This is a genomic window from Chryseobacterium sp., assembly GCF_019236175.1.
GTDB lineage: Bacteria > Bacteroidota > Bacteroidia > Flavobacteriales > Weeksellaceae > Chryseobacterium.
Window position 1 is genome coordinate 1 of sequence record NZ_JAFAJM010000013.1, and the last position, 23313, is coordinate 23313.

The following is a 23313-nucleotide window of genomic DNA, read 5'->3' on the forward strand; positions in this document are numbered from 1 at the left end:
AGCCAGCTTATTGAGCCAGACTGTTTTTATCATGGCAAACCAGCTGATCAAAGGCCTGAGCCTTTACCAAAAGAAATTATTTTGACAAAACAATAAAGTTACATTCAGGATGGATTAAATTCTTTTAATCAGCCTTTCTTTGAAATACATTACTAAATAATACTATATCGAAAAGCCCCGTATTCCGAGGCTTTTTTATTTTTTTCTTATTCCTCGATTATTCTCTGAGAAAATTGGATAACTCAGGATGTAGGATATCAATAGTTATTTCTTCGGGGTCATCACTATCATCATATCCCCAGGTCCAAAATTCATCACCATCGATTAACAGGTAATTTACATAAATCAAAACTGCAGCATCACCATTCTGCCATATTACAAAATAATATCCAAACTCCTTTGGTTTTTCAGTTGTAAAGTTCAGTGTTCGCATTTGATTACTTCTTAAGATATCCTATTACTATTTCATTTCCTTTCTCGTCCTTTCGTATTTTTTTCTTCATCTACCGGATCAAAGAGCTCCACAATATCAACTTCTAAAGCTTCGGCTATCTTTTCAACACTAGCTAAAGAAGGAGACTTTAACAAGTTTGTTGCATAAACTTCTGTTGTCACCTCTACCCAAAAGTTCAGAAAGTTTTGCTTTATTAATACCTTTTTTTTCTAAAAGTCTTTCTACGTTTAAGGCCATAACTTTAATTTGTTTTGTCAAAGTTAAACATAAGTATATTGTCAAATCACCTACCACATCACTAGGTGGTGATATTTATTTTATGTATCTTTAAATATTCGATTTAATTAATATTTCGAATTATATGTATTCAGCCTCCTATGCCCTGGGAGGTTTTTGTATATTAGAGCAATTGAACTTTAAAGTTCTACTTAATGTATGTTTGCCTCCTTCGGGAGGTCTTATTTTTATAAAATGTGCCACAAAAATAAAAATTTCATAAATAAGGGATTAATATGGCATAAGCGTTGATACCAATAAACAGTATTTATTTATAGTTTTTTTAACACCAAGTCATTTAACTTATAATTTATTTTTACACTTTTTCTCTCAATTTACTGGGAGGTTTTTTTGTTGATAGCTTTTTAACACGTCAAGTTCTGTCGTATTAAACATGTTGATTTGTTCTCTAATTATTTCTTTCTGAAAAAGCGCATGGTTTCAGTATAAATGAAAATTGATACAAAGTATATTGATGTCGATTTCATTAAACTTTAAAAATGTATCAATTTTGTAACATGCAAATACGAGGTATAGTTAAAGAATCACCGCATCCTGATCAAGAAATATTGATAGTGGAATTTCAGGAAGATAAAAAGAAGAAGCATTTTTAAGTGAAGTGTACATTCAATATAATCACAAGATCCGTAAATGGGATATGATGGACATGTTATTAAATGGTAGAGTTGAAGTATTCATAGAGCCAAAACACAGGAGAAATCATACCTTACGCATTTACTATGCGATAAGTATATAGAATTTTACATGAGAGGTGAAAATTTAGATAAAGGATTTGAGTAAAAATTGAACTGTTTATTACTAATTTATTTTAGCTTTTGTGGGTTGTATTATTAGTTTTTATATTTAAATATTTTGAATATTTAAATTATTTTTATTTTTAAATATGGTATGTTGTTTTTTTTATAATTATAAATTTTTGGCTGTATTGAAAAATATTTGTTTTTTTGATTATATTTTTATTGTTATTTTTAATTTAATATAAGTTATTGTTTTATATTCGTTAAAATTATATATTTGTTTTTGTTAAGAATAGAATTTGTTGAAATGAGTATTTTTATTTGAAATAATATATAACTCCAGTGAGTGATTTATTGTTTGATTTAGATTACATATTATTTAATGAAAATTTTAAATCAAATTGCAAAAATTCTTACTTAAACAGTTTTTATATAAAATCTAATCATAAAATCATGAAATATGAAACAAATCCCTATCTATTGTTTACTGCTTTTCGCAGGTAATTTCTTTTTTTTAAATGCTCAGGTTGGTATTCAAACTACTAATCCTCAGGGTGTTTTTAATATTGATGCGGCTAAAGACAATCCCGCTACCGGAGTGCCTTCGGTTGCACAACAAGCAAATGATGTGGCGGTTACTGCTACAGGAAACATGGGAATTGGCACTACAGCTCCCACTAACAAACTTCATGTCAATGCTACAGATCCGTTACGTTTGCAAGGTGTAGGAGTTGGAAATACTACTACTGATCCTCTTATGGTACTCGATGCTACCGGTGTGGTAAAAAGTATTGGTACCTTGGGAGCTCTTTCTATTCCTAATCCTGCAGTTTTTAGGCTTGAAACTGCACAAGCTAATTTTTTACAAGCACAGGGTGCTGGAGGATCGCAGGTAGTTCCAATGTCTGTGGTTAAAAATACCATTCCAGGAATGACGTTTAATGCAGCAACAAGTACTGTTACATTTCCTGCAGGAACTTATCAGATTACTTTTGTATATGAAGCAACACACAGTGCAACAGGATGTACTATCAGTTCATATTTTGTAGATTTTCCCCTCAATGCTACAACTTCAAGAATTCACAGTACAGCAGCACATTCAGAAGGATCTCTTTCTAATCATGGTGGAGCAATCACTTATGCAACCACCGTTCCCGCTAACAGAACGTGGACACTCACTCTCGGAAGAGGACAATCTGGTAACTGTGGAGGAGCAGGGATGACGCTTGCTGCAACCTCTACACAGGTACTTATTTTTAGAATCGGGGATTAATTTCGCTGAAGTTCCCAAATCAGGCAATAAATCAATAAATATTCTAATAACACAAATATCCACAAACAACATTGCCTTCAGTGTTTTTTATAAGACAATTCAGAGAGGAAATAATGAATTGAATGAAATTAAGAAGTATCGCAATAATATTAACAATATACAAGAGAAATTACAGCGTAAATTTGTGATAATTACGATTTTTATTAATTAGTTTTTAAAATGTACTGAACAGCCGTCTTGAATTTTTATGATCGGAATTGATGGCTGTTTCGGTACAGTAAATTAGTTTCATTCCCAACTGGTTTATAATAAAAGCTATTAAGAAAGGAGTCGAATAAAGAGTTTTTTTAATATCTTTATTAAAATTTCATTCAGAATCGAGGCAAAAACAACAACTGAGTATCAGTTGTTGTTTTTTTTTGAAAAATAATTCGTTTTATATTTAGGCTGTTAAAGGAAATATTTTTTTTTGGCTATTTGATCAAAGAATGTGTTTCTATCTTCATTAACTAGTTCATTAGTTATTGTGTCATTGCAGAAGACCGTAGACATACATATATTAGTATTTTATATCAAGGCCTAGATAAAAGAAATCCCGGGGATTAATTTCGCGCCCTTCTTTTGGAGTAAATTCAATACTCGATGTTTCGGGGCCTCTAAATATTTTAACATCATACATTTGCCGCAGTCCTATTCCGGAAGAATTATACTTCAGAGCTTTTATGATTTCAAGAATCAAGTCATTCTGTGAAGAGATTTTCATATTACTAATTTACTTTTGTTGTTTGGTTTTAAATTGTGGTTTTCCGTAATTAATTACATATGAAATTAAAATATTTCTTTTCAAGCTTCTTTAATCGGGAGCCGCTATTTCCATAATCAAATTCGATAGTAATATAATATCTTGATTCATTTAAAACTTCGAATTCTTGACCAATGTAAGGTTCTAACCAAGTACCTTTAGCATTATAATTGACTTTTGCCTTCATCTTTACAGTATTTCAAATATTAAAGTTTTCTCAGGGTTGAAGGTATAGGATTCTGCATCATTACATTTTTCATGATCGCATGATTCCTCAATCCTTTCAAATCCAACATAGCGTTTACTCTAAAACTATGATTTGAGTGGTTTATCCCAGTAGTAACCATTATTTATAATTGCTGTTTTAAAAAGATTTAATGCCGTATCTCCAAGGATAGGTACAGTATCTTGATAATATTGATAATATTTAAAAAACCATCATATTTAGTAAATCTTCTAGCTATATCTTTAGTAAGATCGGAGCCTTTGCAGATAACCTTAATACGTATTTCATTTCCATTATTTACAAGATGTGTGATTTTTATGTTAGTAATAAAATCTCCTATTGCTGGTTTGCCTGTTACTTTATCATTATATGCTATCTGATGATTGGAATAAATTTAACCACATTAAAGAGTTTAAAAAGCATATTCTTTTATACCTGGAATAGATAATTCGGCAATTAATATTTATAATTTTTTCATAGGTATTACTACAATAAATTATTGCTATATGATTTAAGTCATAGGGTAGATTTTTATGGATTTGTAATTTTGAAATACACCATCAAAATAAAGATTATATGAACACCAATTACAAAAATACTGGCACAGATTAACCTGTGCGGCTTACTTTTTTATAATATGTTATGTAAAGTTAAGGTAATGCACTTTGTTTTCTAATAGGCACGGCCCGGTTAGTTGATTCTCTTTTCTTACAAAAGAAACTTTCTTCAAAATATAATAATGAGTTGGATAATCCTCCTAAGATAATCTGCTATATCCCATTATCTGATACAGTACATTAAATACTTAATCAATATCACCTACATCAAATCGTAAAACAAGAAATATGGAAAATGAAAATTTAGGATCAAACCAGAAGCGTGATCAACTTCAAGACCATACAACGGATAACAGCAACGAAAAACTGAGCACTAATCAGGGATTAAAGATCAATAACAATCAGGACTCTCTGAAAGCAGGCGAAAGAGGATCTTCTCTTCTTGAAGATTTTATTCTCAGAGAAAAAATTACTCATTTTGATCACGAACGAATTCCGGAAAGAGTAGTTCATGCAAGAGGTTCCGGTGCTCATGGTGTTTTTAAATTAAATAAAAGTCTGGCAAAATATACAAAAGCTAAATTTTTAAACAATATCGAGGAAGAGACTCCTGTATTTGTGCGTTTTTCTACCGTTGCCGGAAGCAGAGGAAGTACAGATCTGGCTCGTGATGTAAGAGGATTTGCTGTAAAATTTTATACAGAAGAAGGTGTTTATGACCTGGTAGGTAATAATATGCCAGTATTTTTTATTCAGGATGCTATAAAATTTCCAGATCTGATCCATGCGGTAAAACCTGAGCCAGATAACGAGATTCCACAAGCTGCTTCGGCTCACAACACTTTTTGGGATTTCATTTCATTAATGCCAGAGAGTACCCACATGATCATGTGGTTGATGAGTGACCGTGCGATTCCGAGAAGCTTCCGTATGATGGAAGGTTTTGGTGTGCATTCGTTTAAATTTATCAATGAACAGGGCGATGTACACTTTGTGAAATTTCATTTTAAACCCAAATTGGGAGTTCATTCGGTGGGGTGGCCCGAAGCACAGAAGATTTCAGGAAATGATCCTGACTTCCATCGACGTGACCTTTGGGAAGCCATTGAGAATGGAGCTTTCCCTGAGTGGGATTTGGGGGTACAGCTAGTTCCTGAAAAAGATGAACACAAATTTGATTTTGATCTCCTTGATCCTACAAAAATTATCCCGGAAGAGCTTGTTCCTGTGGAGCTTGTAGGAACTTTAACCTTAAACCGAAACCCCGATAATTTCTTTGCAGAAACAGAGCAGGTAGCATTTCATCCCGGTCATATTGTTCCCGGCATAGATTTTACCAATGATCCTCTTTTACAGGGAAGACTTTTCTCGTACACCGATACTCAGCTTACCAGATTGGGATCTCCGAATTTTCATGAAATTCCGATCAACACGTCCATTACAACCATTCACAATAATCAGCGTGACGGACACATGCGTCAGCAGATCGTTAAAGGAAAAGTAAGTTACGAACCCAATTCAATAGGCGGTGGCTGTCCGTTTCAGGCCATGATGAAAGAGGGAGGTTTCGTCTCCCAGGAGGAGCGGTTGGAAGGTCATAAAGTAAGGGCAAGAAGCTCAAGCTTTGTAGACCATTATTCTCAGGCAAAATTATTTTACAACAGTCAGTCTGCTTTTGAAAAAACGCATCTGCAAAATGCATTGGTTTTTGAGCTTTCAAAAGTAACGCTTCCTGCCATCAGAGAACGAATGGTTGGTCAGCTAACTTTTGTAGACAAAGATTTGGCACAGGAAGTGGCATCCAGATTAGGTGTTGAGGTTAAAATTCTCGATCAGCCCAATCAAAGTATTCCTGCAGATGCCGATCCGGCAAGTCTCCAAAGTGCGGAAACTGAACCTTCCTTAAAATTTTCAGAAGCGCTGAGTATGGCCAATACCGTTAAAGATACCATTGAGAGTCGTATAATTGGCTTTATGATGACTGATGGGTTTGATGCTGCTTCTACCGATCATTTAATAGAAAAATTAGAAGGGCAGGGTGCAGTTGTACAATATATTGCTGATTCCGTAGCACCGGTAAAATCTTCGGACGGCCAGACGTACATTCCGGATCATTCATTATCTACAACTTCAAGTGTTTGCTTTGATGCTCTGTATATCTGCGGCGGTGCAAAATCTGCAGAAGGCTTTGTAAAGCCTGGAAATAAAAATATGACGGTTGATTTTATTAATGAAGCATTCCGTCACTGTAAAGCCATTTACTTTGGATATGATACTGAAGTAATCAAAAAGCTTACAGATGTGGCATCGATCAAACATGATGATTCTGGAGTAATTTCTGCTAAAGATGCTAATTCTGATGATTTATTTGTTGAGGCGATAGCTAATCACAGGGTTTGGCAGTTTGAAAAAGAAAGAAACGGATTAGTATAAAAAATGAGTAAGAACTACTTGGCATTCATATCAACACCAACAAATTAAAATATTATGAAACAGACAATTCTAATCATTGTAGCCATTGCTGCAATAACGGCGTGTAACAAAAAAGAAACCATTACTGTTGATCATACAGCTGATCACAGCGAAATGTCTGCTCCTGTTGATTCGGATACAATGCCTGGAGATTCTCTTTCAACTTCCCAAACGTCTTCTGAAACAACATCATTAAATGATCAGGATCGAAAATTTGCTGATGCAGCAGTAAAAGGAGAAATGATGGAAGTGATGGCGGGAGAATTGGTATCCCAAAATGCGACCAACCCAACAGTTAAAAAACTGGGTGAAATGATGGTAGGGGATCACACCAAAGCCAACGAAGAATTAAAGCAGTGGGCTTCTAAAACGGCTTACAATTTGCCTACCGGCTTAGATGCAGACCAACAGAAAAAATATGATGATCTTAAAGCTAAAAAAGGAGCTGATTTTGATCGTATGTATACCGATATGATGGTTAAGGATCATGAAAAAACAATAGCTGATTTTAAGAAAGAAGCTGCTGACGGTTCCGAATCCTCTCTGAAAAATTTTGCCACTAAAACACTTCCCACTTTAGATCATCATTTAATGGAATCTAAAAAAGCAAAAGATGCTGTAAAATAATGTCGAATAAATATCCGGTAATCTGCCTTGAAAGGGTTATCGGATATTATTCGAAAGGACTTTATATTGTTTCTGAAAATCTGATGCTGACGGTTCGATGGTTTAAATTATTTATAACCCAGAAAATTAATGTTCATAAAGACAGTGTGTAATCATTAATGCCGGCTGCATTTTATTACTGGAATAATCTACTGGTTTCAAAATCTATCATTATGAGGAATTCCAAATTACCCACTGCCACAGCCTTGCTAGTGCTCGGAATTTCTTCTGTAGCCTTATGCTGCTGTTATGGAATCCCGGGAAGACTTACCGGAGGCATCGCTCTTTTTCTTTACAGAAGAGATAAAAGAGTATACGATAAAAATAAAGGAGGTTACTCCAATTTCGACAATTTAAAAACAGGAAGAATGCTAAGCATTCTCGGGATTACTTTACCCCCCCTTTGCCTCATGTATTTATTGTCGATACACTACCTGTAGCTGTTTAGGAAGGAGGAGATCCTTTACCATAGCTGAAGTATAAAAAACTTTATCCAGGTCTCGCATCAGCCATTTTTAATTATATTATCATTTGAAATGGTCATCGCAGCTTTTATAAAGCCTGATGAACACATGGATAACGTATAAACTATAAAATATAACAATATGAAAGCAGCAGTTTTTCATTCACCGGGTAACATTACCTGTGATACCGTCGATGACCCAAAGATTGAAGATCAAAATGATATCATTCTTCGTGTAACTTCCACCGCAATCTGTGGTAGTGACCTTCACATGTATTCGGGAGGAATTCCTCAGCCGCGTCCTATGGTAATGGGACATGAGTTTATGGGAATTGTGGAGGAAGTAGGAAAAAACATTCATCATCTACAAGCGGGTGACAGAGTTGTTGTACCATTTCCGATTGCATGCGGAGGGTGTTATTTCTGCCAGCATGATCTACCATCAGGCTGTGAAAACTCCAATATAGAAAATTATGGTCCCGAAGGAGGCTTGGTTACTGAAAAAGGAGGTGGAATGTTTGGTTATACCGATCTGTATGGTGGGTATAATGGCGGGCAGGCACAATATGTGAGAGTTCCTTATGCTAATTTCGGACCTAGAAAGGTTTCTGATTCATTGACCGATGAACAGGTGCTTTTTCTTACCGATATTTTTCCTACGGGGTATACCGGCGTAATGTGGGCGGAACTTAAAGGTGGAGAAACGGTAGCCATTTTCGGTGCAGGGCCTGTGGGATCAATGGCCGTAAAAAGTGCTATTCTTCATCATGCAAAAAAAGTAATTGTTATTGATACCCTTCAATATAGACTGGACCAGATAAAAAATCTTACAGGATGCGAAACCATTCTTTGGGAAGACGCTAAACAGACTGTTGACGAAATCAGAAGCATGACCCATGGCAGAGGTGCCGATTTATGCATAGATGCTGTAGGTTTTGAACCGGACAGAAATCTGATGGATAGAGCAAAGGCAGTTGTCAATTTTGAAAAAGGTTCTATCAAAGTGCTGGATGCGTGTATGAGTGGAGTAAGACGCGGAGGTTTTGTTTCCATATTAGGAGTCTATCCGATGAATTATGACAATTTTAGGGTAGGTCAGCTTTTTGATAAAGGCGTTACGCTTAAAGCGGGGCAATCCTCGGTTCATGCAATCATTGATAAATTAATGAAATATGTGGAAACCGGGCAGGTAAAACTCGATGATATCATAACGCACCGCCTTTCCCTTGATGAGGTGGCAAAAGGATATGAAATATTTGATAAAAAGCAGGACGGATGTGTAAAAGTCGTGCTTGATCCCTGGAGGTAAGTAAATCTCCATAGTATTAGGAGAGACGTATTCTTAATTAATTAAAATGTATTCTCATGGAATTTAAACAGTCTTTGTTGGATTATATCGGCGGGGCACTGAAATCTGCCCATGAATCAGTTTCTGTGGCAGAAAGTGTTACTGCTGGCTGCCTGCAGTTTTCATTTTCGCAGATGAAAGATGCCTCTGAATTTTTTAAAGGCGGCATAACCGCCTATACTCTTGAGGAAAAAGTAAAACTTTTGAAAGTTGATGCGCAGGAAGCGATAAAGTGTGATTGTGTTTCTAAGGAAGTTGCCGATGAAATGGCGTTGAATGTTAGTGCATTATTCAATACAGACTGGGGAATATCTGTTACGGGATATGCAACTCCTGTGAAAGAATCGGATCAAAAAATTTTCGCGCATTTTTCATTCGCCTACAAAAATGAAATCATTTTATCCAAAAAACTGGAACTGCACCATAAAACAAAGGTTTCAACAGCCCAGCTGTATTACGCGGAATTTATTCTCGGATGCTTTAAATGTGAACTCAATCAAATGATTATTTTAAAATAAACGATATGGAAATCAAAAATCAATATGTACTGATCACCGGTGCAACCAGTGGAATCGGATATGAACTGGCGAAATTATTCGCAAAAAATGGCTACCATCTGGTTATTGTATCGCGCAGTCATGATCAACTGCTTGAAAAAGCCAATGAATTTAAAAAATATGGTGTTAAGGTGGTAACCCAGGCAAAAAATCTCTTTAAAGAAGATGATGTTTTTTCTATGTATGCCGAACTTAGACTCAACGATATTAGCCCGGAAATATTGGTGAATGACGCAGGACAAGGCTTCTATGGAAAATTTGAAGATACAGATATACATCGGGAATTGGATATTGTCAGGCTCAATATAAATGCAGTTCTGATTTTAACCAAACTTTTCCTAAAGGATCGTATCAGCAAAGGATCAGGAAAAATACTGAATCTGGCTTCAATCGCAAGTAAAGCACCCGGTCCATGGCAATCAGTTTATCATGGAAGTAAAGCTTTTATCTTATCATGGTCTGAGGCGATTCGTGAAGAGTTAAAAGATACCGGAATTACCGTTACGGCACTTCTTCCAGGACCGACCGATACGGATTTTTTCAACAAAGCCCAGATGAACAGAAGTAAGATTATGGAAGATAAAGAGAGTTTCAGCACTCCGGAAGAAGTGGCTAAAGATGGCTATGAAGCTCTGATGAAAGGAGAGGATAAAATAATCTCGGGGTTGAAAAATAAATTAACGGTAGCCATGTCTAATCTGGCAAGCGATAGCATGGCAGCATATCGTATGGGAAAAATGCAGGAACCACAGGATGTATAAATTTTAATAGTATGGAGAGGTTGCAATTGGAGAATAAATCAGTGCTCATTACAGGAGCAGACAGCGGAATAGGTAAAGCAATTGCCTTATTATTTGCCAAAGAAGGTGCTGATATTTCGTTTATCTATTATAAAGACGAAAAAGATGCAGAAAAAACAAAATTGGAAATTGAAGCGCTAGGCAGGCGTGCTATATGTTTTGGCGGAGATATCAATGATATAGATTTTTGTAAAGTAACCGTCTCAAAAACACTTACTGAGTTTGGGAAAATTGATATTTTGGTAAACAATGCGGGAATACAAATTCCTGCAGATAATATTATTGACCTTACAGAAGAAAACATCAGAAAGACATTTAATTCCAATATCATTGGAATGATTTTACTTACCAAGGAAGTTTTTCCCCATTTAAAAAAAGGGAGTTCCATTGTTAATACGACCTCTGCAGTGGCTTATATGGGGCATGAAGAATTATTAGATTATTCAGCTACAAAAGGGGCAATTGTTTCTTTTACGAGATCGCTGGCATTACAGGCGAAACATAAAGGAATTCGGGTCAATGCAGTAGCACCTGGACCGGTAGCGACACCCCTTACTGAGAAAACTTTTGGTGAAGAAGAAGACGATCAAAGCAAGCCTCCATTGGAAAGAAATGCTAATACGGATGAGATTGCTTCAAGTTATCTGTTTTTAGCTACCGATGCTTCAGCACAGATGACGGGGCAGGTTCTCCATCCGAACGGTGGGCTCATTGTCAACGGTTAAATTATGGGTTATGAACGGAGTAATGATTCAGTTTTTTCATTGGTACCATTCCTAGAATTTATGGAATGAGTTTGAAGAAAAGGTGGGTTATTTAAAACAGCTTGGTTTTACTGTGGTATGGTTTCCTCCTGCAACAAAGTATTCTTTTCTTATCAGTTTTACCTGTCATTTTTATGGAAGCTATGAAGAATACAGTGGTGAGCAGATTGCTAAAGAACTGCCTGTGATGCCAATTCAGGAATATTTGTATGATGCCCGTTTTTGGTTTGAGTCGTTTCAAAACTGGCAGAGTTAGTTTTTAGCAGTTGCTTCGCTGGTTATCCTTTCAATTTGGCTCAGAGAAAAAGGTTCTCCGGAATCAAAACCAGTTGATATGCCACATATTGAAAATTAAATGTTTAGTTACACAAAAAAATACGACATGAAGCCACAATTGATCACAGGGATACCCCTGCAAGAAAAAGGAAGTTTTCACGATACGGAAAGTATTCGTTTAGCTAAAGATTTTGAAGATATAGTTGATTTGTATAAGACTTTAAAAGATCGCCTTTTGTCGGTAAATTACTGGAATTATTATGCTAGTGGAGTTGGTGCGGATTTTAAACTGCACGATAAAAATGGGAATTTAAAAAAGAGATTACCTGAAAAAGGAGATTTCATTAGGATTGATATTCCGGGGCCGGGCAATTTTGAAGTAAGAGGGTTTGATTGGGTCGAGATAACAGATATGTATGAAAATTTATCTGCCAATAATGAAATTTTGGAGCAGCTGATTATTGAGTGTAAACCATCGGGGATACCGGGTAAAATAAATATGCACACCGCACACTTTTACACGGGAGATGCAAGCTCTACCTTTATTATAGCACGAGGGAAAGATTTTATAAAAGCAGGTATTTACGGACGTAACGAGACACCCAATATGGATGCTCAAATCGCAGACAAAGCAAGGAATTTAGCTATTGCCCTTGGAGGGATGGTGGGAATTTCAAAAATTCAATGGAAAATTTTGACAGATGGGTTAGTTGAGTTTCGATCCTGGTGATATATAGATTTTGAAATCGTATTAATTCTAAAGAAAGTAATAAATTACTATCTAAAAAATATTAGAGTGATTTTATTCTTTCTTATCATATAAATAGGTGAAGAGTAAAATTTAATAAAATTTATGAATCAATTATGATCATTGTCATAGGATTTGCTTTCCTGAGCTTGTAGCTTTGATATACCAAATTAAAATATGTTATATGAAAGCAATAATCTCTTTAGCTCTTCTTCTAGGGCTTTTGACAATCAGTTGTAAAAAAGAAGTACAAACAGCGCCACCAATTACTGCTGATTCATCTGCTATAGATTCAATGAATACAAATTCTACACGGCCAGACACAACAGGTATTACATCAAGAAATCCAAATGATAGTGTTGCCACTATTAAGATGAAGGATTCAGCTGGCGTGAGCTTTAAATAAGGACACATATAATTTAACTTATTACAGAATAATAGAATAACTAAAAGTATTATTCAATTATGTTTCACACTGTTTCTACGGTGTGCGGGTATTGTGTTGTCTAAACATTAAAAATAAACTGACTGTAGTCTGATACTAGTCAAGGACTGCGGTACATCACTAAATATTAATTTCAAAAAGTAAAATTTATGAACACTAGAAATTCAAACAACAGAAGTTCAGGCAGAAATTCATCAGATGATGACCAGTCAATGCTTGAAGAAGCGTACCAATTAGGTTATGAGCATGGTTATAACGACGGAAGTGAGGATGAGGAGTACGATGATGATTTCTCAGATTTTGAAGACTATTTCGATGAGGAAGGAGGCTATGATGACGAAGATTATGATGACGATGATGATGACTATGACGACGACGATGACTATGATGACTATGATGACGACGATGACGATGATGATAATAGGGGCAGAGGTTCAAGAGGCGGAAGCAGAGGAAATAGAGGAGGTAGTCAAAACAGGGATAGTCAGGGAAGATTTACTTCTGGTGGAAGAGGAAGTTCTGGAAGCAGCTCTCGTGGAGGATCCCGTTCTGGCTCCGGATCTAGGTCAGGAGGAAGCGGAAGATCTTCGGGATCTGGCTCAGGATCAAGATCAAATTCAGGATCAGGAAGATCAGGATCAAATAGCGGAGGAAGCTCAAGAAACTCCAATTCAAGATCGGGTGGCAACAGCAGCTCAGGAAGAGGGCGTAGTTCAAGCTCCGGTTCAGGAAATAGCAGTGGATCAAACTCCAGTTCAGGAAGCGGCCGTGGCTCTAATTCTAACTCCGGTTCAGGAGGTAGTAACAGAGGTTCTAATTCAGGAGGGGGAACATCAAAAAGAGGTTTTGCTTCAATGAGTAAATCTGAACGTACAAGAATAGCCAGAATGGGAGGTCAGGCTTCTCATGGTGGTGGAAGATCTTCAGGATCCGGCAGATCCGGATTCGGAGGCAGACGTAATTCATAATTCTTTTTAGGCTGTCTCTGTGAAAAAGGGGCAGCCTTTTAACCTTTTAAATCCCATTATCATATGGCAACTAAAACAACAGAAAACACGACAACCGGTGCTGCTGACAAAAAAATGACAGTAGACAATGCTACAGTAAAAGAAAATGAGATGAAAAATGCTCCGCTGCATAAATTTTTTGTAGATGCACTAAAAGACATTTATTACGCTGAGCATAAATTAGTAGATGCGTTGCAGACTATGCATGACGCAGCAACAACCGAAGAGCTTAAAGATGCTTTTGAGGATCATCAGTTACAGACTAAAAAGCATATAAGCCGCTTGGAGAAAGTTTTTAAACTCGTTAATGAGAGTCCGGAGCAGAAAAAATGTGAAGCAATGGATGGATTGATTAAGGAAGGCGAAGAAATCATTAAATCTACGGAAGAAGGCACGATGACAAGAGATGCAGCTCTGATAATCGCGGCGCAGAAGGTAGAACATTACGAGATCGCAAGCTATGGAGGCTTAACGCAACTTGCTATTACTATGGGACACGATAAGGCTGCTGAGCTGTTAGAAAAAACACTGCAGGAGGAAGAAGATACAGATTACAACCTTACGGAGATTGCAGAAACTAACATTAATTTTGATGCTCAGCAAGAAGATTAAACATATAAAATTTAAACAAGCCATACAGCTGATAGTGTGTGGCTTGTTTTCAATAATATAAAGCAGCGTCTTCATTTAAAGAATAAACATTACCCTAAGTTCGTTAATACATTAATGAAATACAGATCAATTTTAATTAGGTAAAATCTATATTATAAAAGTATCATGGAATTTAACAAGATCCTTTTGGAACAAATCAATGAAGAATTTATGAGTTGTGATCAAACCATTTCTCTTGCAGAAAGTGTTACCGCTGGTGCGATGCAGCTTGCATTTTCGGAAATGACTAATTCAAAATTATTTTATAAAGGCGGTATCACGGTACATAGTCCTGATAAAATAGTGAAACTGTTGAAGGTAGAGACTTCTGAGATCAAAAATTCTAATTGTGTATCAAGCCTTATTGCTGACAAGTTAGGACTCTATGCATCCACAATGTTTGAAAGTGATTGGTGTATTGCTACATCCGGATACTGTACACCGGAAAGACATTCTGTATTTGAAATTTATGTCTATTACTCGATTCTGTATAAGAGGCAGATTGTCTTTTCAGATAAAATAGAGTTCAATAATTATAAAAATAAATTTAGCCCTCTTTCTGTAAAGTTATATTACACGGAAGAGATTTTAAAAAAAATTCTAAGCCAGTTGAAACTGACCCTTATCCTGAACAGTAAAGAAACTAACGACAGATCAACATTATAAAAAGAAAAGATAAGTATAAAATCAAAGCCTGACTTTTAACTTACACACTTTGCAAGACAGTCTTCAATTTTAAAGAATATGGTCTTAGAAAGTTCAATCCGTATCAATTTATTTTAAAATTGCAGTTTAAATGGACCTTCAAAATACGTCTCATACTTATCCAGGAGCTTTCCTTCCTGATCATAAACTCCAAGTTTTAGATTTTGTTTTGACAGTTTTCTCTGTTTACCGGGCGAAGCATCTCGTCGGAGAAATATGACGCTAAACGTTAACTTTAAAAAAAAGTAAAAACTATTCATGGTTTTTATTTTAAGTTTTCGAAACTAAATCGTCGAATCTTTCACCGTTTTATCAGGAGTTTTTTCAGCAGTTACTATATTTTTTCGAGTCTTCTTTAGATACTATTTGCGGGCTCCATTTTGCATGTTTTGAAGGTTTAAGTTGATGCCCCATTTTTTTAGCGTAGACCTTAGTGAATTCTGCACCAAAGAAAATAATCTGACAGGTATAATTAATCCATAACAATAGTAAAATAACAGTCCCGGCAGTACCAAATGCTGAACTGGGATTGAACGTTTCAAAATAAAAAGTAAGGATATACTTTCCAAGTGTAAACAGTGCAGCTGTTACTGCAGCTCCAACCCATACGGATTTCCATTGTAACTCAACATCCGGCAGAATTTTGAACATTGCTGCGAAAAGAAATAGTGTAACCAGAAAGCCTACAACAATATTAATAATACTCACCAAAACCAGGGTTTCCAACCCGAAACGGTGGATAACCCAATCGTTAGCAAGACCGATGAAAGAACTTAGCAGCAAGGTAATGAGCATAAGAAATGCAATGACAATAATCATCCCCAGAGAATTCGCACGGTCGAGAAGATATTTTTCCCAAGCCTTTTTAGGAGTTGCCACGATATCCCACAGCTTATTGAGGGATTTTTGAAATTGGAAGAAAAGTGAAGTTGCCCCAAAAACAAGCGTAACGATTCCAATGATTTTCATAACGATGTTCTTTTTATCCACCATGCCGGCTACGACCATTTCTTCAAGACTTTTACCAACATCTTTCCCCATCATGCTCCCGATAAGTTTAGTGATTTCTCCCCGTACCGCTTCTTCACCAAAGAATATACCCGTAAGCCATATAACTATGATTAAGAGCCCAGGAATCGAAAAAATTGCGGTATAGGCTAAGCTGGCAGCCTCGGTTCCGAGATCCCGTGCACTCCAGTCCTTGTATGTCCCTTTAAGTATTTCCCAAAAATTATTAATTGCTTTCATGATGTATAGTATTACCGGTAAAAATCAGGTATATAATTTTTACTTACCAATGTGAAACAAACAGAACCAAAAGGCTATTACTTGGAGATCACTTCCGATTCTTAAATTAGTCTGTGAAAATTATGATAGAGTTTCTTAGATATGAAACAGATTATTCATCTTTCTTTTTATAATGTTCAATGTTATTGAACTGATGGTAAGATATGCGCAGCTGTCTCAACTGTTCCGCAATTATCTTTGAACTTTCGCTGCAAAGATCACCGCTTTTCAATGCATTATCGTATGCTTCAATGGCATGCTTTTCACCAAAAACTACATTCTCCAAGGTTTCTTTATCACTATTACTTGTCGGTATGGAATTTTTAATATCGATCCAGGTCCGGTGTAGACTACCAGCCAGTGATGATGCTTCCTCATCAGGATTTCCATCTCTTTCAGTAATGAGATTGATGATTTCATTTTTCATTATCTTTGACTGGGAGATCATTTTATCATATTCATCCTTTAGATCAGAATAGCTTTCCCAAACTTTTCCTTCTACACTTTCAAAACCTTTAATTCTGTCATTGGTAATATGAAGTAATTTATTAAGTGCTGAAATTGTTTTATTATTTTCCATACTGAATATTTTTGAATGATTGAACAATAAATATGCCTATACTATTTGGTTTGTGGTATGTTATGACTTTATTTTTATAGAATTCACAAACGGATAATGTGTAAATCCATTAGATCTGGGATTTAATTATTTGAACAGCAGTTTATTAATTATTGTCATACACATAAAAGTGTTATTTTTAAAAACACAGTATTAAAATGTTAATGATCATTTGCTGTATACTGAAGTATTTATAAGTCTTATTCTTATATTTTACATGGTAAAAAAATTACCCCTGCGAGCAGAGGTAATGAGTCTTACTTAATTTTATCATAGATAAATTTGGTAACCATTGCACCGAAAATATAGTATCCGACGGTCATGAATTTCTTTTTATTATTCTCTGCTACAGGATGATCATTCAAACCCATTTTTTGAGGAAGAACAATGGCTCCTATTCCGGCTGCAATTCCGCTTGCGAAATTATGATTTGTTGCTGTGGTTCCATAGTAAATAGCGTTGCTCACGATGTCACCCGCTAAAGTTGCTGCATACAATTTATCAGGATCAGAAATTTCAAGTGCTGTAGAATCGGTTACTTTTTTTAACGCTTCTTCGCCCACCTCATTGATATGTGGTACGTTGTCAAAATTTTTTCTGACGATTTCGTGGAGTAGGTTAAGTGCGATAGCTCCGCCTAAACCTGATAACATTTTCTTAAGCATAATATGTATTTTAAAAGTTAATTTTTATTATTCTGACCATTTTTGCCAGGTTGCAAAATCATTCTTATAGAAGGATTATTGGTTATAAATAATCTGAACCATTCCAAGGCAAGCCTTACTCTGTTTCTAAAGCCTGTTAAGGGAATGATATGTATAAAAAGCCAGGTAAGCCATGCGAAAAAACCTGTATAAGAGAACTTAGGCAGATCAACCACGGCTTTGTATTTTGAAATAATAGCCATGCTGCCTTTGTCTTTATACACAAAAGATTGTAGAGGTTTCTGATGATGGAGTTTTATAAAATTTTTAGCGGCTAATTTTGCTTGTTGAATAGCAACCTGAGCAACCTGAGCAACCTGAGGATGTCCTTTAGGATAATTTTTATCCGTTAACTGCAAACAGATATCTCCTAATGCCCAGACATTATTAAACCCTAAAACTCTGTTGTATTCATCAACTAATAATCTTCTTCCTTTACCTATACTCGTTTCGGGAATACCCAATACTTCACAACCAATTACCCCGGAGGTCCAGATGAGTGTTTCGGTTTTTATTTTTCTTCCGTCTGATAGTATTACATTTCCCTCAACGTAATCTTTTACTGAAACGTTAAGAAGAATATTAACGCCGAGTCTTTTTAAATTATCATATGCTGTTTTTTTTGCAGCATCACTCATAGGAGCGAGCAATGAGGGGAGCGCATCGATCAGATAAAGATGGGAGAGATTAAGTTCAATTTCAGGATATTCCTTTTCTGCGACAAAAGCACCCATCTCTGCGATCATTCTTGCCAGTTCAACTCCGGTAGGTCCACCCACTGCAATCACGATGTTCTGTAACCTTTCTGCTTTATTCTCATCTTGATTTCTTGAAGCTTTTTCAAGGTTCAGCAGTAAGTGATTTTTAATATATAAGGCTCCATTAATGGTTTTCATAGGTAATGCGCACTCTTGTACATGATCTAGCCCAAAAAAAATAGTTTCGGTTCCCAGCGCAAAAATGGCATGATCATAGGCTATTTTACCGTTGTCAGTCTCTATAATCTGAAGATTTGTATCAATACTAAGAAAACTTCCCATATGATACCGAATATTTGTATAATCTGAGAATAACTTTCTGAATGGATAGCTGATGTGTGAAGGTTCAATAAATGCAGTAGCTACCTGATAAATTAACGGAGGAAAAAAATGGTAATTATTTCGGTCAACTAATGTGATGCTAAATTCATTAGATTTAGCAATAGTTTTGATGAAATTAATACCTGCAAAACCTCCTCCTATGATGACAATATATTTTTTCATAAAAGGATATTTTTGTGATTGATGTACTAAAATGTATCCAATAATAAGACCAATTACATTAAAAAGTGTATTTGTGGTACTTTTTATAAAAACGGAGATACACAAACATTGATAATCATAATTTAGAATTTATAAACCGATTGATTCTAAATATTTGCCCTTGGTAAAATCATTATTATTCTTGGACGTAAAAATTAGAATGAATGTACAATGTATTTTAAAAATTATACATCTGGCATAATACATGTTCTATTTGTTACTGAATTAAAAAAAGTAAACATGAGAAAAGAAGAACAGTTTCAACAGACTTTATTACGAAAAACAGTTGTAATTACAGGCTCTAGCAGTGGAGTTGGAAGGGCTGCTGCAGAGGCTTTTGCATTGGAAGGGTGCAATATAGTTATCGTAGCCAGAGGACAGAAAGGTATAGATGAAGTGGTTGAGCTTTGCAAAGGAATGGGAGTAGAGGTACTGGGAATTTCCGCTGATACATCCGTTGCTGCAGATATAGAACGAGTAGCAGAAGAGACCTTGTCCCGATTTGGCAGGATTGATATTTGGATAAATAATGCAGGGGTAATGGCGAGTGGAAAATTTGAAGAGATTCCAATGGAGATTCACGAACAGGTTATTAAAACTAATCTATTTGGCTATATGCATGGTGCTTACAATGCCATTAAAATTTTCAAAAAACAGAATGAGGGAATATTGATAAATAATGTTTCTATAGGAGGATATATGCCTGCACCTTACAGTTCTGTGTATTCGGCAACGAAGTACGGTATCAAAGGTATGATGGATGGTCTTCAAGGGGAGATTTCAAATTATGAAAACATTCATATCTCTAATTTGTACCCTCAGCTTCAAAAATCTACCGGGAATCTTCATTCTGCAAAATATTCAGGGTTCAAGATGGGTATACCTCCCATTGCTTCAGATCCAAGGGATACTGCTGCAAAAATGGTTGAATTAGCCAGGAAACCGAGAAAAGATTTATTTCCTGATTTCAGATCTTATGCAATTACATCAATTTACAGACTTTTTCCCAAATTAGTAATCAATACAGCATCAGCTGGTGTACGTTTAATAATGAAAATAAAGAATGGTCCTGAAGTATCGGGGAATATACTTGAGCCTTCTCAAGACCCACACAAAATATACGGTACACCTCCTTTAAATATTTCCAAAAGCGTTAAAGTAGCTATAGCAATTGGAGTTGTGGCTGGCTTTGCCGTAATAGGGTTAAAAAAAGGTTTTGTCAATAAAAAAAGTTAGGAATATTAAATAATTATATCCTTAAATTTTACAGAAATCCACTTAAGAAAATATAAGAAATCATGCTTTATTGTAAATAACTGAAGATAAAAAAGGTATTGCCTAAATGTTCTATCCAATAATTTATGTATTGATGTTTTATCAGGCTTTGAATACTTCCATATACATCATATTATTTTAAGGATATTTATAATGGAATATTTTTAAAATCAAAATTTTTAGATGTTTTTAGCTGTTTATACAAGAACCTTGCTTTCTCAAGGGTAAAATTAGATTGGCTGGTCGTCTTACCAACTTTCTTCTTTTTTAGATACCACATAAATCTTTGCTGGCCTAGACTTTACTGTTGATATTGAACCAATTTTTTACTGAGAATTTTCATTGCTAAACCATATCAAAAAAATAAAAAATATGATCAACGATGAGAATCTTTTGCTCGAACATGGAGCTGTTTATGAAGACTATCCCGCAAAGAAGGTAATCTACCAAATGGGTGATACTCCACATTTTTATTTTCAGATCGCGCGAGGCACAGTGGAACTGAACAACTATCATGAGGATAGTAAGGAATTTACCCTAAACATTCTTTCTGAAGGACAAAGCATAGGAGAATCTCTGTTATTTGGAGATAATAAGTATCCTATGAACGCCATAGCTAAGACAGACTGCAAAATATTGAAGGTGCCGAAATCCAATTTTCTTTCGATACTATCGGAAAATCGGGAGATTATGTTCCGTCTCTTCCATTGTCTTTCTGACAGGCTTTATTATAAATATGTGATGCTGTTTAATAATTCAGCAACTGATCCTGTGTCCAAAATCAAGTCATTAATGGATTATTATAAGGAGATTTCATTGTGTAAAACTCCTTATTCCTATCAGATCCCGCTAACAAGGCAGCAGATTGCCAACCTTACCGGCCTTAGGGTAGATCAATAAAGGTATAGCCAATATGACCCTTATTGTTGTAGGAATTATTGGTTTATTATTCTTTTTTTCAGGTATAAGTCTAGTAAAGAACACCAAAGACGAAAGCTGAAACTTGTCTCACACCAAACAAATAATAAGATAAGCTTTCTCTGGAATGAGAAAGCTCATCTGAATGCAAGTATGATGTTTTCAATTAACTAGATGGCGAATTTATGATTTATATATGGATATGAATTATGATTTCAGTCATAATTGATAAGAAAGCATTAACATCTAAAAGCTAATATGGATTAACTCAGTTTATTTCCAAATGATTTTGTATGAGTGCAGCCATAATTGAGAATAATTAACAACCATAAAATTCTGTGAACTCTTCTCTTACTACTATAAGCATTTTAAATAATGCAAACAGTGTTTCTTTTCAATTACTGACTTGATTTCGATCATAAAATTAGCATTGTATTATTGGTAAATTGGCTAGTGAAAGAACTATTGGCTGATCAGAAGCATATAAACCCTTATACTATGAACAAGAATTTTTTTGAACGTTTTTCAGACCGTGTTGTCTGTTTTACAGGAAGTCCATCGGCTTTTATTATTGCCTGTGCATTTGTAATCATATGGGCAGTTACAGGGCCGCTTTTTAATTTTTCCGAAACATGGCAGCTTGTCATCAATACGGGAACAACCATTGTGACTTTCCTTATGGTGTTTTTAATACAGAAAGCTCAAAACAAGGATTCAAAGGCAATTCAGATTAAGCTCAATGAACTTATTGCTTCCCATGAAAAAGCCAATGACCGCCTGGTTGATATTGAAGATCTTACTGAGGCAGAGCTGGATGAATTACACAAATCGTACGAAAAATCTGAGCGTTTCCATAAAAGACAACAGAAGAACGGTCATTACTCAAATGAAATTCAGGAAAATAAATCAAATACAATACATTGATAATTGGAGTCGGTTGCGGATAAGGTAATTTGATGATTTTCAAACAATACATTTAATCAACTTGTTATGAAGAATATATATTGTAGAGTAGAAACCCCTAAAGGCTCCAATACAAAATATAATTATAATCCCCAGCTAGGTGGTTTTGAATTGGCAAAAACATTACCTCTGGGCACTGTTTTTCCATATGACTTTGGTTTTATTCCCGGTACGCTAGGAGAGGATGGAGATCCGCTTGATGTGATTATTCTCTCGGAGCAGGGCACCTTTGCTGGTTGTATCATGAAATGCCATATCATTGGGGCCATCAGGGGTATACAAAAAGAGAAAGATGGAACTCAGGAAGAGAATGACCGTTATCTTGCGGTACCGGAAAGTTCCGTGGTTTTTGAAAAAATTGAGAAGCTGGAACAATTATCAACGACTGTATTGGATGAGATTAAGAATTTCTTTGTCAATTATAATGATCAGGAGGGCAAAGAGTTTACCCCAATTGAGCTAATTCCATGCAAAAAGGCATATAAAGCCATTGAACAAGCAAAAAGTACACAGGAACCCACCAGGCTGGTGCGTGTTTTTGTGCCTTTATCTGATGCGGAGGGGAAAGCTTTTCCCGGAAAACTATATAAGGAAATCAATAAAAAACTGACAGCTGATTTCGGCGGGGTTACTGTTTATTCGCAGTCTCCAGCCAATGGCATTTGGAAAGATAAAAAGGATAAGGAAGTAAAGGACCATATCATTATTTATGAGGTCATGATTCCTGAAATAGACCGGAAATATTGGAAAGCCTATAAACAAAAGCTGGAGAAACGATTCCGGCAAAGAGATATTATAATACGCCAAAGTGAAATTGGTTTGCTCTGATGAACCGATGTTGGAGAATCTGGTATAAATAAGTACATAAGAGAAAGCAAATAGCCATTTTTAGAATTACCTGTTTAATAATGGTAAAAATTGATTACAGTCATAAAAGATTAACTGTAATGTTGGTATCTTACATAATGTTATTCATAAGGATTTTAAGATTGGAGATT

Annotated in this window: 24 protein-coding genes and 1 pseudogene; 19 read left to right on the forward strand and 6 right to left on the reverse strand. The window is 35.6% G+C overall.

Translation table 11 applies throughout. The features are described 5' to 3' along the window. Window positions 1-217: 217 nt before the first annotated feature. The gene (locus JO178_RS10090; RefSeq protein WP_291934975.1) at window positions 218-433 is read right to left on the reverse strand and encodes a hypothetical protein; all 216 of its coding nucleotides are present in this window, start codon (window positions 431-433) and stop codon (window positions 218-220) included. A gap of 1515 nt (window positions 434-1948) precedes the next feature. Here JO178_RS10090 and JO178_RS10095 point away from each other — a divergent pair. Further along, a complete protein-coding gene (locus tag JO178_RS10095) occupies window positions 1949-2761 on the forward strand; it encodes a hypothetical protein (protein WP_291934977.1) in 813 nt (270 codons plus the stop codon). 559 nt (window positions 2762-3320) lie between these two features. Here the strand turns inward: JO178_RS10095 and JO178_RS10100 are convergent. Next, window positions 3321-3524, reverse strand: a complete 204-nt coding sequence (locus tag JO178_RS10100) for a hypothetical protein (RefSeq protein WP_291934979.1) — start codon at window positions 3522-3524, stop codon at window positions 3321-3323. 1110 nt (window positions 3525-4634) lie between these two features. Between JO178_RS10100 and JO178_RS10105 the strand changes: the two genes are divergently transcribed. The 14 genes and pseudogenes from JO178_RS10105 to JO178_RS10170 all read left to right on the forward strand — a co-directional run bounded on the left by JO178_RS10105 (window position 4635) and on the right by JO178_RS10170 (window position 15209). Further along, complete coding sequence (locus JO178_RS10105; protein ID WP_291934982.1) at window positions 4635-6779, forward strand: catalase; 2145 nt, start codon at window positions 4635-4637, stop codon at window positions 6777-6779. 54 nt (window positions 6780-6833) lie between these two features. After that, the gene (locus JO178_RS10110; RefSeq protein ID WP_291934984.1) at window positions 6834-7445 is read left to right on the forward strand and encodes a DUF4142 domain-containing protein; all 612 of its coding nucleotides are present in this window, start codon (window positions 6834-6836) and stop codon (window positions 7443-7445) included. Continuing rightward, entirely contained in the window at window positions 7445-7597 is a 153-nt protein-coding gene (locus JO178_RS10115; protein ID WP_291934986.1) for a hypothetical protein, read from the forward strand. Before JO178_RS10110 ends, JO178_RS10115 begins: the two co-directional genes overlap by 1 nt. Window positions 7598-7657: 60 nt before the next feature. Next, entirely contained in the window at window positions 7658-7924 is a 267-nt protein-coding gene (locus tag JO178_RS10120) for a CCC motif membrane protein (protein WP_291934988.1), read from the forward strand. 165 nt (window positions 7925-8089) lie between these two features. Then, window positions 8090-9256: a zinc-dependent alcohol dehydrogenase gene (locus JO178_RS10125; RefSeq protein WP_291934990.1), complete on the forward strand. Its 1167-nt coding sequence runs from the start codon at window positions 8090-8092 to the stop codon at window positions 9254-9256. 56 nt (window positions 9257-9312) lie between these two features. Next, a complete protein-coding gene (locus JO178_RS10130) occupies window positions 9313-9813 on the forward strand; it encodes a nicotinamide-nucleotide amidohydrolase family protein (RefSeq protein ID WP_291934992.1) in 501 nt (166 codons plus the stop codon). Window positions 9814-9818: 5 nt separating this feature from the next. Next, window positions 9819-10613, forward strand: a complete 795-nt coding sequence (locus JO178_RS10135) for an SDR family oxidoreductase (RefSeq protein ID WP_291934994.1) — start codon at window positions 9819-9821, stop codon at window positions 10611-10613. A gap of 11 nt (window positions 10614-10624) precedes the next feature. Next, the gene (locus tag JO178_RS10140) at window positions 10625-11377 is read left to right on the forward strand and encodes an SDR family oxidoreductase (RefSeq protein ID WP_291934996.1); all 753 of its coding nucleotides are present in this window, start codon (window positions 10625-10627) and stop codon (window positions 11375-11377) included. 112 nt (window positions 11378-11489) lie between these two features. Continuing rightward, window positions 11490-11771: pseudogene (locus JO178_RS21510) on the forward strand (DUF6766 family protein). Between the two features lie 27 nt (window positions 11772-11798). Continuing rightward, entirely contained in the window at window positions 11799-12422 is a 624-nt protein-coding gene (locus JO178_RS10150) for a hypothetical protein (RefSeq protein WP_291935000.1), read from the forward strand. A gap of 202 nt (window positions 12423-12624) precedes the next feature. Further along, window positions 12625-12846 carry a hypothetical protein gene (locus JO178_RS10155; protein ID WP_291935003.1) on the forward strand — a complete coding sequence of 74 codons (222 nt, stop codon included), beginning with the start codon at window positions 12625-12627 and terminating at the stop codon, window positions 12844-12846. 188 nt (window positions 12847-13034) lie between these two features. Next, the gene (locus JO178_RS10160) at window positions 13035-13853 is read left to right on the forward strand and encodes a KGG domain-containing protein (RefSeq protein WP_291935005.1); all 819 of its coding nucleotides are present in this window, start codon (window positions 13035-13037) and stop codon (window positions 13851-13853) included. Between the two features lie 63 nt (window positions 13854-13916). Further along, window positions 13917-14504 carry a ferritin-like domain-containing protein gene (locus tag JO178_RS10165; RefSeq protein ID WP_291935006.1) on the forward strand — a complete coding sequence of 196 codons (588 nt, stop codon included), beginning with the start codon at window positions 13917-13919 and terminating at the stop codon, window positions 14502-14504. A gap of 165 nt (window positions 14505-14669) precedes the next feature. Beyond that, window positions 14670-15209 (forward strand): CinA family protein, encoded by a 540-nt coding sequence (locus JO178_RS10170; protein ID WP_291935007.1) that lies wholly within the window; start codon window positions 14670-14672, stop codon window positions 15207-15209. A 363-nt stretch (window positions 15210-15572) separates the two neighbouring features. On the opposite strand, the gene JO178_RS10175 is transcribed toward JO178_RS10170, so the two are convergent. From JO178_RS10175 to JO178_RS10190, 4 genes are all read right to left on the reverse strand, one after another. Continuing rightward, the gene (locus tag JO178_RS10175) at window positions 15573-16496 is read right to left on the reverse strand and encodes a YihY/virulence factor BrkB family protein (protein ID WP_291935008.1); all 924 of its coding nucleotides are present in this window, start codon (window positions 16494-16496) and stop codon (window positions 15573-15575) included. Between the two features lie 151 nt (window positions 16497-16647). Further along, window positions 16648-17115, reverse strand: a complete 468-nt coding sequence (locus JO178_RS10180) for a PA2169 family four-helix-bundle protein (RefSeq protein ID WP_291935009.1) — start codon at window positions 17113-17115, stop codon at window positions 16648-16650. Between the two features lie 296 nt (window positions 17116-17411). Next, window positions 17412-17819, reverse strand: coding sequence for a hypothetical protein (locus JO178_RS10185; RefSeq protein ID WP_291935010.1), 408 nt, complete (start codon window positions 17817-17819; stop codon window positions 17412-17414). A 17-nt stretch (window positions 17820-17836) separates the two neighbouring features. Beyond that, a complete protein-coding gene (locus JO178_RS10190) occupies window positions 17837-19120 on the reverse strand; it encodes an NAD(P)/FAD-dependent oxidoreductase (protein ID WP_291935011.1) in 1284 nt (427 codons plus the stop codon). A gap of 279 nt (window positions 19121-19399) precedes the next feature. On the opposite strand from JO178_RS10190, the gene JO178_RS10195 reads away from it, so the two are divergent. From JO178_RS10195 to JO178_RS10210, 4 genes are all read left to right on the forward strand, one after another. After that, the gene (locus JO178_RS10195; protein ID WP_291935012.1) at window positions 19400-20395 is read left to right on the forward strand and encodes an SDR family NAD(P)-dependent oxidoreductase; all 996 of its coding nucleotides are present in this window, start codon (window positions 19400-19402) and stop codon (window positions 20393-20395) included. 411 nt (window positions 20396-20806) lie between these two features. Beyond that, window positions 20807-21334 (forward strand): Crp/Fnr family transcriptional regulator, encoded by a 528-nt coding sequence (locus JO178_RS10200; protein ID WP_291935014.1) that lies wholly within the window; start codon window positions 20807-20809, stop codon window positions 21332-21334. A gap of 516 nt (window positions 21335-21850) precedes the next feature. Further along, window positions 21851-22276 (forward strand): low affinity iron permease family protein, encoded by a 426-nt coding sequence (locus JO178_RS10205; RefSeq protein WP_291935016.1) that lies wholly within the window; start codon window positions 21851-21853, stop codon window positions 22274-22276. 66 nt (window positions 22277-22342) lie between these two features. Continuing rightward, window positions 22343-23143: an inorganic diphosphatase gene (locus JO178_RS10210; protein WP_291935018.1), complete on the forward strand. Its 801-nt coding sequence runs from the start codon at window positions 22343-22345 to the stop codon at window positions 23141-23143. Window positions 23144-23313 lie beyond the last annotated feature (170 nt).

Excerpts from the sequence above, each read along its gene's own strand:
- JO178_RS10090 (WP_291934975.1), bottom strand. The coding sequence starts at position 433 with ATGCGAACACTGAACTTTACAACTGAAAAACCAAAGGAGTTTGGATAT.
- JO178_RS10095 (WP_291934977.1), top strand. The coding sequence starts at position 1,949 with ATGAAACAAATCCCTATCTATTGTTTACTGCTTTTCGCAGGTAATTTC.
- JO178_RS10100 (WP_291934979.1), bottom strand. The coding sequence starts at position 3,524 with ATGAAAATCTCTTCACAGAATGACTTGATTCTTGAAATCATAAAAGCT.
- JO178_RS10105 (WP_291934982.1), top strand. The coding sequence starts at position 4,635 with ATGGAAAATGAAAATTTAGGATCAAACCAGAAGCGTGATCAACTTCAA.
- JO178_RS10110 (WP_291934984.1), top strand. The coding sequence starts at position 6,834 with ATGAAACAGACAATTCTAATCATTGTAGCCATTGCTGCAATAACGGCG.
- JO178_RS10115 (WP_291934986.1), top strand. The coding sequence starts at position 7,445 with ATGTCGAATAAATATCCGGTAATCTGCCTTGAAAGGGTTATCGGATAT.
- JO178_RS10120 (WP_291934988.1), top strand. The coding sequence starts at position 7,658 with ATGAGGAATTCCAAATTACCCACTGCCACAGCCTTGCTAGTGCTCGGA.
- JO178_RS10125 (WP_291934990.1), top strand. The coding sequence starts at position 8,090 with ATGAAAGCAGCAGTTTTTCATTCACCGGGTAACATTACCTGTGATACC.
- JO178_RS10130 (WP_291934992.1), top strand. The coding sequence starts at position 9,313 with ATGGAATTTAAACAGTCTTTGTTGGATTATATCGGCGGGGCACTGAAA.
- JO178_RS10135 (WP_291934994.1), top strand. The coding sequence starts at position 9,819 with ATGGAAATCAAAAATCAATATGTACTGATCACCGGTGCAACCAGTGGA.
- JO178_RS10140 (WP_291934996.1), top strand. The coding sequence starts at position 10,625 with ATGGAGAGGTTGCAATTGGAGAATAAATCAGTGCTCATTACAGGAGCA.
- JO178_RS10150 (WP_291935000.1), top strand. The coding sequence starts at position 11,799 with ATGAAGCCACAATTGATCACAGGGATACCCCTGCAAGAAAAAGGAAGT.
- JO178_RS10155 (WP_291935003.1), top strand. The coding sequence starts at position 12,625 with ATGAAAGCAATAATCTCTTTAGCTCTTCTTCTAGGGCTTTTGACAATC.
- JO178_RS10160 (WP_291935005.1), top strand. The coding sequence starts at position 13,035 with ATGAACACTAGAAATTCAAACAACAGAAGTTCAGGCAGAAATTCATCA.
- JO178_RS10165 (WP_291935006.1), top strand. The coding sequence starts at position 13,917 with ATGGCAACTAAAACAACAGAAAACACGACAACCGGTGCTGCTGACAAA.
- JO178_RS10170 (WP_291935007.1), top strand. The coding sequence starts at position 14,670 with ATGGAATTTAACAAGATCCTTTTGGAACAAATCAATGAAGAATTTATG.
- JO178_RS10175 (WP_291935008.1), bottom strand. The coding sequence starts at position 16,496 with ATGAAAGCAATTAATAATTTTTGGGAAATACTTAAAGGGACATACAAG.
- JO178_RS10180 (WP_291935009.1), bottom strand. The coding sequence starts at position 17,115 with ATGGAAAATAATAAAACAATTTCAGCACTTAATAAATTACTTCATATT.
- JO178_RS10185 (WP_291935010.1), bottom strand. The coding sequence starts at position 17,819 with ATGCTTAAGAAAATGTTATCAGGTTTAGGCGGAGCTATCGCACTTAAC.
- JO178_RS10190 (WP_291935011.1), bottom strand. The coding sequence starts at position 19,120 with ATGAAAAAATATATTGTCATCATAGGAGGAGGTTTTGCAGGTATTAAT.
- JO178_RS10195 (WP_291935012.1), top strand. The coding sequence starts at position 19,400 with ATGAGAAAAGAAGAACAGTTTCAACAGACTTTATTACGAAAAACAGTT.
- JO178_RS10200 (WP_291935014.1), top strand. The coding sequence starts at position 20,807 with ATGATCAACGATGAGAATCTTTTGCTCGAACATGGAGCTGTTTATGAA.
- JO178_RS10205 (WP_291935016.1), top strand. The coding sequence starts at position 21,851 with ATGAACAAGAATTTTTTTGAACGTTTTTCAGACCGTGTTGTCTGTTTT.
- JO178_RS10210 (WP_291935018.1), top strand. The coding sequence starts at position 22,343 with ATGAAGAATATATATTGTAGAGTAGAAACCCCTAAAGGCTCCAATACA.